Raw genomic sequence first — 14,071 nt, 5'->3', positions numbered from 1 at the left:
TTTATTTGAAGTGCAAATTTCGTGAAGTTTTTTGTTGTTTTGCCACGAATTGCACAAATTTTCACGAATTAAATAGTATCATTTGTCAGGCTGAGCGGAGTCGAAGCCCTTTTAAGCTAAAAAGCCCTTCGACTCCGCTCAGAGTGACAGACGTAAAACTAATTTTGATATTGCTTTTTATTTGGCTTGTTACTCATATAAAACGTAATCTTTCCTCCATTCATCACATCGGCATGTTTTAAAAATGGTTTTTCCAATTGTTTTCCGTTAAGGAGAACTTTATTCACAAATACATTTTTATCAGATTGATTTACGGTTTCGACTTCAAAAGTTTTTCCGTTTTCTAAATTTAAAATAGCATTTTTCATCAACGGACTTCCTAGTGCATATTCGTCAGAACCTGGAGCAACTGGATAAAATCCTAAACTGCTAAAAATATACCACGCACTCATTTGTCCAAAATCGTCATTTCCTCCTAAACCGTCAGCGCCATTTCTGTACATTTTTTTCAAGATCATTCTAATTTTATCTTGCGCTTTCCATGGAGAATCTGTCCAATTGTACAAATAAACCACGTGATGAGAAGGCTCGTTACCGTGAACATAATTTCCGATTATTCCGTCTCTTGTAATATCTTCAGTATTTTCAAAATATTTGTCTGGAAGATGCATATTGAACAGAGAATCTAAACGAACTTTAAATTTCTCATTTCCACCCATCAATTTAATCATATCAGCAGGATCTTGCGGAACGTATAAACTGTAATTCCAAGAATTTCCTTCAATAAAACCTTGCCCATGCGTATCTAGCGGATCAAACTCTTTTTTGAATGTTCCGTCATTCAATTTCGGACGCATGAAACCCGTTTTCTCGTCATAAACATTTTTATAGTTTTTCGATCTAGTAATGAATTCATTATAAATATCTGTTTTTCCTAATTTCTTAGCTGCCTGTGCAATTGCCCAATCGTCATAAGCATATTCTAAAGTTTTAGAAACCGAAGCACCGTTTTTATCTTCTGGAACATACCCTTTATTCATGTAAAATTCCAAACCATCGTAATACGGCACTTTTGCAGTATTTACACAAGCTTGAAGCGCTTTTTCGGAATCAAAACTAATATTGCCTTTTACAATAGCATCTGCCACAACCGAAACCGAATGATATCCAATCATACACCAGTTTTCATTGGCATAATGCGACCAAATTGGAAGCATTTTATGAACACTTTGATCTGAATGTGCCAACATAGAACTTACCATATCGGCGTTTCTTTTTGGCTGCACAATATTAAATAACGGATGCAAAGCACGATACGTATCCCAAAGTGAATAACTGGTATAATTGGTAAAATTCTCCGCTTTATGCACATTCATATCTAGCCCCTTATAATTTTTATCTAAATCCATGTATTCTGTTGGTTCCAAAAATGCATGATACATTGCGGTATAAAAATTAACCAAATCTTCTTTTTGAATGGTTTCTACTTGAACTTTATTCAATTCGTTATTCCAAACCTCTTGACTTTGTTTTTTCACTTTTTCGAAATCCCAATCTGGAACTTCTTTTTTCATATTTTCTAATGCACCGGCAGAACTTACAGGAGATAGTGCCATTTTGATTTTAATTTTCTCGCCTTCATTCGTATCAAAATCAAAAAATAATTTTAGGTTCTGACCTGCCATTTCTGGAAAGTTTTTCGTTTGATCGAATCTTCCCCAAAAACCTCTATAAACGCTTTTTTCATGAGCAGCTTGTCCGTAACTTTTAATTGGTTTACTGAAAGACATTGCAAAATAAACCGTTCTAGTTCTCGCCCATCCGTTTGTTTGGCGATATCCCGTTATTAAAGTGTCATTTTCTACACGAACAAATGTCCAAACATTCTTTTTATCGTAGTTGTAAATTCCTGAAGTCAGATCTAAAATGATATGTGCTTCATTAGATTTTGGAAAAGTGTATTGATGCATTCCAACGCGCGTTGTCGCTGTCAATTCTGCTTTTATTTTATGATCTTCCAGAAAAACACTGTAATATGCCGGTTCTGCTTTTTCTGTCGAATGTGAAAATGCAGATCTATAACCAGACAACGGTTTTGATGCTACACCAGGATTCAATTGCAGTTTGCCAGTTGTTGGCATAATTAAGAAATCGCCTAAATCGGAATGTCCCGTTCCGCTGAAATGGGTATGGCTGAAACCTACAATCGTCTTATCTTCATACTGATAGCCAGCGCAGTATTTATAAACTTCTCCGTTGTATTTTCCGTTTAAACTGTAAGCAATAGTATCGGTTTCTGGGCTTAATTGCACGCTCCCAAAAGGAACTGTTGCACCTGGATAAGTATGTCCCATTTTTGCTGTTCCAATCATTGGATCAACATATTGAATTAAATTTCGTTTTTCGGTTGCTTTCTTTTGCCCTGTTATATTATTCGAAAAAGAGAATATTAAAACCGATATTCCTAGAAGAATTTTTTTGGAGTTTCTTATAATCATTTAGAATTGTCTTTTATTGCTTTTTGAATGTAGAAAAATACAACAAAATGTAGTTTTAAAAAAATATATACTTACACTAAAAAAATATTAAAAAAAACAAGATTTTTCTTTCGTTTAATTTCTAAATATCTTTGCATAAAAAAAATGAAATTTAAAGTAAATCTAAACCCTGAAATGTTTGACTTTCAAAATTTGCAAAATGAAAGACAAATAATAGAAAAACGCCTTTTTGAAATAACAAAAAGCTGTAATTTCATCAAAGAATTACCTGATTGGACAATTGAAATTAATATACAATTAGGAAAAGGAATTTGGGCTGGAATTTATAAAAAAGGAATTACAACATCATCAATGTTACTTAGAAGTCATACATTGTTTTTACCTATACCATCTAATAAAGAAACTGAATGGGGCGTTAATGAAAAGAAATATGTAAAACAGCCATCAAGGGATTCTAGTAAATTTAAAACTTCGGATGCCAGTTTTTCTAAATACAATAATGCCAGCGACTATATTATAGAAGAATCTTTTTTATTAATTAATGAGCTTTTAAAAATAGGTATAAAATTGCAAAATATAGATATTAAAATTTAGGCTAATAATTAAAACTAAGTTCTATTAAATATCTTTGATATACTAAAAGTATACCACTAAATATGAAAAAATATATTTTAATTCTTCTTTCCTTTTATTCGACATTTGTTTTTTCTCAAAAAGTAGAAAGCTATAAATTGACCAAACAAGAAATCTCAGAAAGAGAGCTTGAAAACGTCACTGATTTCCCTATTTATAAAGCATTTGAATTTAGTGATAAAGGAGGTGTTTACGAATTGGTTTTAGGCGAAAATCAGAAAATAGTTTCTAAAAAAGACACTTTAAATACCAAAATACAAGCCATTTGCGTAGTTAATGATCACGGCGGATTTCTAGAAAAATGGCGAATTAATGATTTGCTTGAAAATACTATTCCGAAAGAAACAAACATTTGGTTCTGGACAAAATATTGCAGCACAAAAGATATTGATGGCGACGGTTACATTGAACCTATTATTGTTTATGGAACTCGTAATGAAGATGGCTATATAAGACGCGTAAAAATTATTACGGTTTATAAAAATAAAAAATATGTGATTCGCGCGGTTGAATGCGATTTAGATGATTGCAGAAGTTTTGAAAAAGATCAAAATTGGAATACGCTTCCGCAGAAAATAAAAACGTACATCAATCAGTTGACAGAAAAAATCAGAAAAGAACAGGATTTGCTTTTGAAAAATGGATAGGGTTAAGAAATTCCAATTTTTTAAATTCCAAATTCCAAAACTTTGTGGAAAAACTTGAAACCTTAAACTTGAAACTTTAAACAAAAAACTACTCATTCATTTCATCGTAACGTTCTGGAACTTGTGGGTCGTAAAGTGGGCATTTGAATTCTTCCATGATATCTACCAATTTATTCATGGTTTTTCCTTCCGTTCCGTAGCAGTCAATCTTTATGCTTTGGGGTGTAGTAACAACTTGAAACGCACCTTTTCCTTTTGGGTTTTTCCAGCTGTTTTCATCCACTCTTTCCCATTCAGAAAAGACTGAATTTATTCTATTTACGATTACTTCAACTTGAAGTTCAGCCAGACCTTCCACTTCTTGTTTTTCAACAAGAGCTTCATAAACTTCCTGATTGTTCAGGTATATTTCGTCTAGATATTTCCAAAAAAGTAATTCGTACATAGTTAAATATTTTTAAACCATATAAGTGATATAAGAAATTATAAATTCTTTCTGAGTGAAATCGAAAGCTGTCAAATCAATATAGGGCTTCGACTTCGCTCAGCCTGACAATCAAATCTGCCAGTTTAAAATGAACTTATATCACTTATATGGTTAATTTATTTTAATAATTGAATGTTCCGTATTCGCTTGTAATAGTAAGCTTTTTAGCATCTGAAGCTTCTACTCTACCTACAATTTGCGCATCAACATTGAATGATTTCGAAATTTCGATAATATCTTGTGCAATACTTTCTGGAACGTAAAGCTCCATTCTGTGACCGCAGTTAAAAACCTGATACATTTCTTTCCAATCTGTTTTTGATTGTTCTTGAATTAATTTGAACAATGGTGGCACTGGAAATAAATTGTCTTTTATAACGTGTAAATCTTTTACGAAATGTAAAATTTTAGTTTGCGCTCCTCCACTGCAATGCACCATTCCGTGAATATCATTTGGAGTATATTTATCTAAAATTTTCTTGATAATTGGCGCGTATGTTCTAGTTGGAGAAAGCACTAACTGACCCGCATTGATTGGGCTGTTTTCAACTTCATCTGTTAAATTAACCTGTCCAGAATAAATCAATTCTTCTGGAACTGCTGCATCGTAGCTTTCTGGATATTTTTTAGCCAAATATTTTCCAAAAACGTCATGACGTGCAGAAGTTAATCCGTTACTTCCCATTCCGCCATTATAGCTTTTCTCATAAGTTGCTTGTCCAAAAGAAGCCAAACCAACAATTACGTCTCCTGCTTTAATATTTGCGTTGTCTACAACATCGCTGCGTTTCATACGAGCTGTTACGGTAGAGTCTACAATAATAGTACGAACTACATCTCCAACATCGGCTGTTTCTCCTCCTGTTGAATGAATGGTAACTCCGAATGATTTTAACTCGTTGATTAATTCTTCTGTTCCGTTAATGATTGCAGAAATTACCTCAGCTGGAATCAGGTTTTTATTTCTTCCAATAGTTGAAGAAAGTAAAATGTTATCTGTTGCACCAACACACAATAAATCATCAATATTCATGATTAGGGCATCTTGAGCGATTCCTTTCCAAACCGAAAGATCTCCAGTTTCTTTCCAGTACATGTATGCCAAAGATGACTTTGTACCTGCTCCGTCAGCATGCATAATAAGGCAATGCTCATCGTCCTGAGTTAAATAATCAGGAACAATTTTACAGAATGCTTGCGGAAATAAACCTTTGTCAATATTTTTTATAGCGTTATGTACGTCTTCTTTTGATGCCGAAACACCTCTTTGTGCATATCTTTTGCTAGAATCTGAACTCATGAAAATTAGTTTGTGTTGATGTGCAGCAAAGATAATCCCTTTTTTTAATTCTTTGCCTTATTCGATTATTTGATTGATAAAAAAATCGGCAGAATTATATATTCTGCCGATCTCCCGAAATAAAATTGGTTATTAAAGCTTGGTTTATTATTTTTTATTCCCAATCGGGCATGGATGATCCTGTGAATAAGGTAGTTCTTGAATTCGCAACTCCAATGCCGCATTTCACGACATTTTTTACAGAGATGCCATCATTTGAAGTATTTAGAAAAATTAATTCTGCTTCATTCGGAGAGTATCGAACATCTAAATCATTTGTTCCTGCTATTTTTTCTGTAGCCAATTGATATGAATTTCCAAGAATAAAACTGTATTCGAAAATTTTAGAATCCAACTGACGATAATTTGAACTCTCAAATCCTGAAACATCTTTTGTGTAAACTAATTTTAGACCTGAAACAGAAAAATTCAAACCACTAACGGCACCTGGCTCTCCTGCCAACACAGGTGTAACAATTACGCCCGACGGATTTATAACGTAAATTTCCACATTATATCCATTTATATCATTCACTTTTAAGGCTATTTTGCTTCCATCTGCACTCCAGTCGCATTCTGAAATAAATTTACCATTTGGAGTCTGAAAGATTTTTGTTAATCCGCTGCCGTCGCTTTTTATTCGGTATAATTTATCAAAATTTGGATAGATAAATTCGCTTCCTGATGCATTCCAAGAATAACCTAAATAATCGGCATTAAATCCTGCAATAGAAACCGAACTTGTCACCTTTTTAATATCGGTTCCGTCAAAATTCATAGTATAAATATCATTTTGCGAACCGCTTGTTCCTATAAAAGCAATTTTTTGAGCCTGATTATTTCGTCTAGGACGCCAGCTATTTTTTTCTAAACTTGTCAATTGGTATTGTTTGCCAGCATCATCTGCAGTAAAAATTACATTATTACCACTGATACTTTTCACAAATAAATGCCTTGTTGCAGGAAATGCTATTGTAGAAAAGGTGCTGATAGTACTTAATACAGGCGTATTTACTCCATCATTTACTGTAACTTGCCAATAATATTTAGTTCCATAAATCAGATCTGTGACTGTCAACTTTTTATCTTTTATGTCATTAAAAACAGCCTCATCGCTATTTTTATCATTTCTAAGCGTTATAGTATAGGTCATTGCATCATTATCTGGATCTGTAACAGTCCAGGTTAAATCTAAATTTACGAGTTGGTTTATACTATTATCTGCAGGAACTGTTAAGACAGGAACTGTTGGCGGTTTATTATTTGCCGTAGATTTATTTAATTCAAAAACAATTTCTGAGGTATTATTTGCTGTCACGTTGACTGATTCAAATTTTGCTGTAAAGCCATCTTTTTGAGCCTGAAAAGAATATTCACCAACTTTTACATTCGAAACAGTAAACTTTCCTTCGGCATCTGTAAATACTGTACTAGTTGTTGGGCTAGACATTATTTTTACATTTTCCATCGGCACAAAAGTTTCGCTGTTAACGACTTTTCCGGTAACGGTTCCATAATCAGATGATCCAATTTTTTCTTCACTACAGGAAATAAAAACCACTAAAAAAATTGCACTTATTATTTTGTATAAATTCTTCATGATTCGCTTGCTTTAAGATTTAAACGTGTGTATTCTATTTTCGAAATTTCTAACCTATTACTTCTTCTTTTTGCCGAAATAAAACGTTAGTCCTAACCCGAATTTATAATAGTAATCATCACGTGTTCCTGCTACGATATAATCAAGATTGTCACTGAAATTGATATTCTGCTCAGCAAATAATTTTATTCCTATGCGATCTGATGCCATATATTCTAAACCTGCACCGTATTGAAATTTTCCGTACGTATTTTCAAATTTCCTATTCATACCATATCCTCCTCCAGCATATAAATATGGAGTAAAACGATCTTTTGGAAGAATGATCCATTCCATATTCAAATCATAGGTAATGTAGCCGACATCCAATAAATTTTTGTTAGCGAGGTTTACAACATTGGTAGAAGCACTTACTGTAAAACTTGGAGTAAGCATCCATTTTAAAGCTCCACGTCCAAAAGGTCTTAATAGCGGATCTCGATAATCTCCATCCATTAAAGTAGTACCGCCAGAAAGTTCTATGGCAAATTTACTTCTTCTATTTTCAAGCACTCTGTCATATAAACCCGTTACATCGGCAGTTTTAGTTTCTTCTGCGTATGCTTTCAGTAAATTATCGACTTCCCATTTTGGAGCGTCAGCTTCCCACACATTATCCTTTATTCCTTCTAATACTAAAGATTCAACAGCTTTTTCTATAGCTTCTGTAACGGCCATATGCACCGGTTCGTTGGTAGTATATCCCGTTTCTACTTCTAGAAGTCTTTTAAAATTGACATATCTAAAAAGGCTCTCATCGATTGCTTGCGACAAGATCGTTTTTGAAATATAAACAGATTTTAAAATTTTTCCGTTTGAAGTCGAAATCATTCTAAGATAAATCGTTACACGATCTTGACGGTATTTTACAGATGCTCCTGCACCAAAATATCTCGCACCAAATCCGCCCGTAATAATATTAGAATCATAGGAAACAATTCCTCCTTCCAATAAAACTCCCGCATACAATAAAGGAGTTAGTTGCGGTTCATTCGGATCAGCATTTTTTATATATTCTTGACGAGTAGCACGAATAAGATTTCGCTCCTGCAATAGATTTCCAATATTTTCACGCTCAATTGGTATAAACCATTTTGAGTCCTCCAGCGCTTTTATCAAAATAGAAGTGGCTCCCTGGGTCACAGCTGTACTAAAACTGCTTCCATTTTCCTGAGGCTTGTATTGTCCTGTTTGGTCTCTAAATTTATAGACCCCAACAACAACTTGTTCCTTAGGTTTTGGCAAATCTTTTAGTAATGATGTCGCAGGCGTTCCTTCTCCCAAAACAGCTTTTTGAACTCCAGTGGGTTGATTGTAGTAAGCGCCGCAGCCATTAAAAAGAAATCCAAATAATATAAATAGGTAGTGATGTAATCGCATGTTATTGATTTGGGATGATTACTTGTGTTTGCTCTCCTGTATTGGTATCCAAAATATTAAGTGTTAATCCATCTGATGACGGAAAAACATCTACCGAATAACTCCCAAAAGTATAAGAGCCTTCTTTGATACCATCTGTACCAAATTGCTGTTTGTAAAGCTGGCTAGAGATCTGACTTAACAATTGCGAATTTAAATTGGTTTTAAATCGCTCTAAATCAGTTTGTGTTGCAGGAACTGCTGTTTTATCTTTTTGCTTATTCTGTGCTTCTGCACTGCTTAAAAGCCATTGATAATTAAAGGTGTCTCCTCCAAAAGCCGGATTGACTGGTTTATAAACTAGTGCCTGAGCGTTTATAAACGGAGAAATGCAGAGTACTGCTGCGAAGGTTAAAATAAATTTCATAGCGCTAATAATAAAATTAATACTGAGTGAAATATTTGCGTTCTTTTTCTTTTTCTTTCAAATAAGTAAAGGTTGCGTTTACAGCTTCTTCTGCAACCGCATCTAAAAATTCGTCGTCTGGCCTAATTAGAAAATTATAAATAACTTCATTATCTATTACTATAGATATTGCAGTATTTCTGGCAAAACTATATTCTTCACCTATTGTTACTATTTTTTCGGCGTTTATCCCTATTTCATTGTATTTGTAATAATACCTATCGTAAAAATCTTTTCCTGCTTTTGTTTTAGTATCATCGGTGATAATACCTCTTAAAACAAACCCATCAGTAGGAAGGACTATTACATTATCTTTTTTTTTCACCTAATACCACACGATCTTTTGCGACAATTTGTTTGTCTTCATCATAAAACAATAGCAATACAATTACTTCGTCATCTGTGGCCAAATTAATTTGAGAGGTGGATAGTTTCTGAATCTCGTTGGGCTGTAAGGTAAAAACACCAACTTGCTCATTATTAGATTGATTATTACTTTTATCATTATTTTTTATAACAGACAATCGATAAGCGGCACTTCGAATAACATCTGTTAAGTTCTCTGCAGTACCTGTAATTTTTACGCTGTTCTCTACTTTCTCTATTTCAATTTTTGCTTTTATCTTATCCTGCGGAACTTGTCCGTAGGCTAAAACTGCAAAAAGCATTAAAAAGATTGTAATATGTCTGTTTATAAAATGCATATTATTTTAATTATTTATAAGAATAATTGAGGCCCCATTTCCTGTCTGAGTAATTTTCATGTTTTTGGACAGTGAATTGGTTCCAATGTTTTGAATGCTTTGATTATCTCCTTTTTGGATCATTTCCATATTTACATTGTAATTAGTGTGCAATGTAAAATCAGTAATCTTATTATTGTCTCCTTGCTGAACAACACTTTGAGTAATTGTTTTAGCATTTTTATTTAACAATAATGCGTTGCTATCGCCATTTTGATCTATAGCAACTTTTGTATCGTTCGATTTTAAGAACGCATAAACTGTATTAAAATCTCCTATCTGCTGAATTTGCACGCCAGATGGAATTCTAGAATTCAATTCGTTTTTTTCTTTTTTATTCAAATTAGAAACAATACTAAATGCTTTCTCTTTTGAATTAAAAAGCGATGAACTATAATTTTTAAATTCTGAATTATCTGCTTTTTCCTGAGCATAAAACACAGGGCAATAAAAGATCAAAAGTATTATGTATAAAATGAAAGCTTTCATCATTTAATAATTTAGATTAAAAAATGTGATAACCGTTTTACGGCTATCACATTTTGTTTTTACTCTTACATTCCTGATTGAGTAACAGTAATTGTATTCAAGTTACCTTGTGAAAATGCAACACTGCTATGAGCAGCACCAGTTTGAGTTACAGTTGCAGTATTGTTGTTACCAATTTGCAAAGTGCTTTCTTTCAATTTAGTACCATCTTGAGATGTAGTAGCTTTGTTTTCATTACCATATTGATAGTGGTATGATTTGTTACCATCTGCTACAGAAGTTCCAGCTGGAGCTTTTTGTGTCTGCCATGATTTGTTTTTAACCCCTCCTTGAGTAGCATAAGCGTAGTTACCATCTCCGTTTTGAGTTTGAGTAGCTTCGTTAGTGTTATGAGGAGCAAATGGCACACTCACAGCATTAACAGCTGCCAATTGAGCTGCATTGAAAGGAGCTCCAGTTGGTTTTTCGTTTCCTGTTGTACCTTGATCAATAATAGCTTCGTTGTTTTTTCCTGTTTGTGTTTGAGTTGCTTTATCAAATCCACCTAATGCTGATGCTGGAGGAGCGATTTGATCTTGCCAAATTGTTGCTTTATTCCAGTCTCCTGTTTGAGTTTGGTAAGCTTTGTTGTCATGGTTACTTTGAGAAGCAAATGCAGTATTATTATTTCCTTTTTGTTTTACATCAGCTGCATTATTTTTAGCATTATAAACACCTGGCTGAATTCCTTGATAAACTTCAGATTTGTTCGAATCTCCTAATTGGTCGATCTTAGAATCATTCGTTTGACCATTTTGATTTACAATACCTGTGTCAGAATTTCCAACCTGGTTTACTGATGAAGTGTTTCCCTGAGCAATTGCTGCTACACCTACAAACAGCATCGCGGAGATGCTTAAAATTACTTTTTTCATAATAAATATATTTAATTGGTTATTAATACAAATTATTATGTAGGTACTTGCAGGTTTACAATTTGGGGGCAAATTGAAGGGGGCTTCAGAACATCATTTGAAATAGATTTTTAATCTTATTTTCTCAACTTCACGACCAAAATTAGAAAACTTTCTGTAAAATTGGTTCACGTACAAATACCTATTTTACAACATATTAACCTCTTTTCGATGAACTGTAATACTATCTCGATGAACTGCCCAAATGCTTAAAAATTTTCATAGGAAAAAAGATACTTATTACAATTTCTTTACATTTAAGGGGGTATAAGTGGCAAAAAAGTTCTTGGCAAACCATTTTTTTATTATAATCTCAAAAAAAAGCCTGTCTTTTTGAGACAGGCTTTAACAAATTGTTACTATATAATTACTTGGTAAACAATAATTCTCTGTATTTGGTCAATGTCCAGCTTTCGTCATCTACCAATAATTCTAATTTATCACAGTGATTACGAATTTCATCAAAGTAAGGTTTTACGTTATTGCAATACGCTTCTGCCATTTTTTGAGCATCGGTCAATTGATTTGCTTTCTTTCTTTCATTAGTCATCGCCAATACTTTAGAATTGATTCCTTCAATATGACCTGAAATTTCTTTAATTAAAACAATCTGTTCTTTGGCTAAAGCCTCAAACTCTTTTGCAAAAATTTCTTTCAATCCTTTTACATTATCAATTAAAGTATTTTGATAACGAATTGCTGTTGGAATTACATGATTTCTCGCAATATCCCCCAAAACTCTTCCTTCAATTTGGATTTTTTTAGTGTATTCTTCCAATTCGATTTCATAACGAGCTTCAGCTTCTACGTGATTAAAGATTCCTAATTGTTCAAATAATTCTAAAGCTTGTTTAGAAACTTTAGCTTTAATAGCTTCTGGAGTAGTTTTAAAATTGCTCAAGCCTCTTTTAGCCGCTTCTTTTTCCCAAGCTTCACTATAACCGTCTCCTTCAAAAAGGATTTTTTTAGATTGTTTGATGTATTCTCTTAAGACATTAAAGATCGCATCGTCTTTTTTCATGTCTTTATTTTCAATCAAATTCTCTACTTCATTTTTAAAATCAATTAACTGTTTTGCTACAATCGCATTCAGAGTTGTCATGGCATTCGAACAGTTTGAATTGGATCCAACAGCTCTAAACTCAAACTTATTCCCTGTAAAAGCAAAAGGAGAAGTTCTATTTCTGTCTGTATTGTCTAATAATACGTCTGGAATTTTACCAACAACATTCAATTTCAAATCTGTTTTTTCTTCTGGCGAAAGTTTTCCTGTTGTTACGCTTTCTAATTCAGATAAAACCTTAGTTAATTGAGCTCCAATAAATACCGACATAATTGCAGGCGGCGCTTCGTTTGCTCCTAACCTATGGTCGTTACTTGCTGTTGCGATAGACGCTCTTAATAAAGTTTCGTTGTCGTTTACTGCTTTTATCGTATTAATAAAGAAAGTCAAAAACTGTAAATTGCTCATTGGAGTTTTACTCGGACTCAACAAGTTAACTCCGGTATCTGTTGCCAACGACCAGTTATTGTGTTTTCCAGAACCGTTTACTCCTTTAAATGGCTTTTCGTGAAACAATACTTTAAAATCATGACGCTCTGCAACTCTCTGCATCACATCCATTAATAAAGAGTTGTGGTCAACGGCTAAATTCGTTTCTTCAAAAATCGGCGCTAACTCAAACTGATTTGGTGCAACCTCATTATGACGTGTTTTTACCGGAATACCCAATAACATACATTCTTGCTCTAAATCTCTCATATAAGTAAGCGCGCGAGTTGGAATAGATCCGAAATAGTGATCGTCTAACTGCTGGCCTTTTGCAGAAGTATGCCCTAATAAAGTTCTTCCCGTCATCATTAAGTCAGGGCGAGAATTTGCCAGCGCTTTATCAATCAAGAAATATTCCTGCTCCCATCCTAATGTTGCAGTTACCTTTTTTACGTTTTTGTCAAAATATTTACAAACCTCTGTTGCAGCTTCGTCAATTGCAGACAATGCTCTTAATAAAGGTATTTTATTATCTAAAGCTTCACCTGTGTAAGCAATAAATACGGTTGGAATACATAAAGTTGTACCATATATAAAAGCTGGAGAAGTCGGATCCCAAGCAGTATATCCTCTTGCTTCAAAAGTATTTCTAATTCCACCATTCGGGAAACTAGATGCATCTGGCTCTTGCTGCACTAATTGTGCTCCTCCAAATTTTTCTACAGGGTCGCTTCCGTCATAAGAAGTTTCAAAAAAAGCATCGTGTTTTTCTGCTGTTGTTCCAGTAAGAGGCTGAAACCAATGCGTATAATGAGTCACTCCTTTAGAAAGAGCCCATTCTTTCATTCCCATAGCAATATAATCTGCTAGTTTTCTGTCGATTTTAGTTCCGTGCTGGATGGCATCTCTTACTCCTTTAAATGCATCTGAAGTTAAAAATTGCTTCATTGCCTTTTCATTAAACACATTTGCACCAAAAAGATTTGATTTTCGGCCAATTTCTTCAAAATGTACCGGCTTTCTGTTAGAAGCTTGTTGTAAAGCTTGGAAACGTAATGTTGACATGGTTATGTATATTTTAAATTCGTACTAATTTTCATTAAAAAAAGAAGCAACAAATATAAACAATAAATAAGCCTGTTTAGAATATAAATTATAGATTTTTAGTCAATGATTTTTCAACATAAAATGCTTTTTTCAAAGAATAATGAATTCAAATCGTAGAAATATAACAAAACTGTACGGTATTATTGATTAAATAAACATTTTTTCATAATTTCTTAACTCATAAATTCAAAAATGAGCCGTAATTATTACGAATTTATT

General features: G+C 33.4%; 13 protein-coding genes. 2 read left to right on the top strand and 11 right to left on the bottom strand.

The genetic code is table 11. From position 1 onward, the window contains the following. Positions 1–158 precede the first annotated feature (158 nt). On the bottom strand, positions 159–2,498 hold the full coding sequence (locus ACPWTF_RS20380; protein ID WP_427872722.1) for a GH92 family glycosyl hydrolase: 2,340 nt from the start codon (positions 2,496–2,498) through the stop codon (positions 159–161). A 144-nt stretch (positions 2,499–2,642) separates the two neighbouring features. Between ACPWTF_RS20380 and imm9 the strand changes: the two genes are divergently transcribed. Next, complete coding sequence (gene imm9 / locus ACPWTF_RS20375; protein WP_379798017.1) at positions 2,643–3,092, top strand: Imm9 family immunity protein; 450 nt, start codon at positions 2,643–2,645, stop codon at positions 3,090–3,092. Positions 3,093–3,154: 62 nt separating this feature from the next. Next, positions 3,155–3,778: a M949_RS01915 family surface polysaccharide biosynthesis protein gene (locus ACPWTF_RS20370; RefSeq protein ID WP_427872721.1), complete on the top strand. Its 624-nt coding sequence runs from the start codon at positions 3,155–3,157 to the stop codon at positions 3,776–3,778. Positions 3,779–3,866: 88 nt separating this feature from the next. Here ACPWTF_RS20370 and ACPWTF_RS20365 read toward each other — a convergent pair whose 3' ends face one another. From ACPWTF_RS20365 to ACPWTF_RS20320, 10 genes are all read right to left on the bottom strand, one after another. Next, on the bottom strand, positions 3,867–4,223 hold the full coding sequence (locus tag ACPWTF_RS20365; protein ID WP_427872719.1) for a hypothetical protein: 357 nt from the start codon (positions 4,221–4,223) through the stop codon (positions 3,867–3,869). Positions 4,224–4,386: 163 nt separating this feature from the next. After that, positions 4,387–5,565: an AIR synthase related protein gene (locus tag ACPWTF_RS20360; protein WP_427872717.1), complete on the bottom strand. Its 1,179-nt coding sequence runs from the start codon at positions 5,563–5,565 to the stop codon at positions 4,387–4,389. A gap of 154 nt (positions 5,566–5,719) precedes the next feature. After that, positions 5,720–7,204 carry a carboxypeptidase regulatory-like domain-containing protein gene (locus tag ACPWTF_RS20355; protein WP_427872716.1) on the bottom strand — a complete coding sequence of 495 codons (1,485 nt, stop codon included), beginning with the start codon at positions 7,202–7,204 and terminating at the stop codon, positions 5,720–5,722. A 57-nt stretch (positions 7,205–7,261) separates the two neighbouring features. Then, positions 7,262–8,623: a CsgG/HfaB family protein gene (locus ACPWTF_RS20350; protein WP_250835342.1), complete on the bottom strand. Its 1,362-nt coding sequence runs from the start codon at positions 8,621–8,623 to the stop codon at positions 7,262–7,264. A 1-nt stretch (position 8,624) separates the two neighbouring features. Next, complete coding sequence (locus tag ACPWTF_RS20345; RefSeq protein ID WP_250835341.1) at positions 8,625–9,029, bottom strand: curli production assembly/transport component CsgF; 405 nt, start codon at positions 9,027–9,029, stop codon at positions 8,625–8,627. A gap of 16 nt (positions 9,030–9,045) precedes the next feature. Then, positions 9,046–9,393, bottom strand: a complete 348-nt coding sequence (locus tag ACPWTF_RS20340) for a CsgE family curli-type amyloid fiber assembly protein (RefSeq protein WP_427872715.1) — start codon at positions 9,391–9,393, stop codon at positions 9,046–9,048. Further along, positions 9,377–9,772: a curli-like amyloid fiber formation chaperone CsgH gene (gene csgH / locus ACPWTF_RS20335; RefSeq protein WP_427872714.1), complete on the bottom strand. Its 396-nt coding sequence runs from the start codon at positions 9,770–9,772 to the stop codon at positions 9,377–9,379. Before csgH ends, ACPWTF_RS20340 begins: the two co-directional genes overlap by 17 nt. Before the next feature lie 6 nt (positions 9,773–9,778). Continuing rightward, on the bottom strand, positions 9,779–10,303 hold the full coding sequence (locus ACPWTF_RS20330; RefSeq protein WP_427872713.1) for a hypothetical protein: 525 nt from the start codon (positions 10,301–10,303) through the stop codon (positions 9,779–9,781). A 62-nt stretch (positions 10,304–10,365) separates the two neighbouring features. Beyond that, complete coding sequence (locus ACPWTF_RS20325; protein WP_427872712.1) at positions 10,366–11,214, bottom strand: hypothetical protein; 849 nt, start codon at positions 11,212–11,214, stop codon at positions 10,366–10,368. 406 nt (positions 11,215–11,620) lie between these two features. Continuing rightward, the gene (locus tag ACPWTF_RS20320; RefSeq protein ID WP_250835337.1) at positions 11,621–13,810 is read right to left on the bottom strand and encodes a glutamine synthetase III; all 2,190 of its coding nucleotides are present in this window, start codon (positions 13,808–13,810) and stop codon (positions 11,621–11,623) included. Positions 13,811–14,071 lie beyond the last annotated feature (261 nt).

The sequence above is a fragment of the Flavobacterium sp. MMS24-S5 genome (assembly GCF_050320125.1).
In the GTDB taxonomy this organism is placed as follows: domain Bacteria; phylum Bacteroidota; class Bacteroidia; order Flavobacteriales; family Flavobacteriaceae; genus Flavobacterium; species Flavobacterium tyrosinilyticum.
This window is presented reverse-complemented; position numbering and strand designations above follow the sequence as displayed.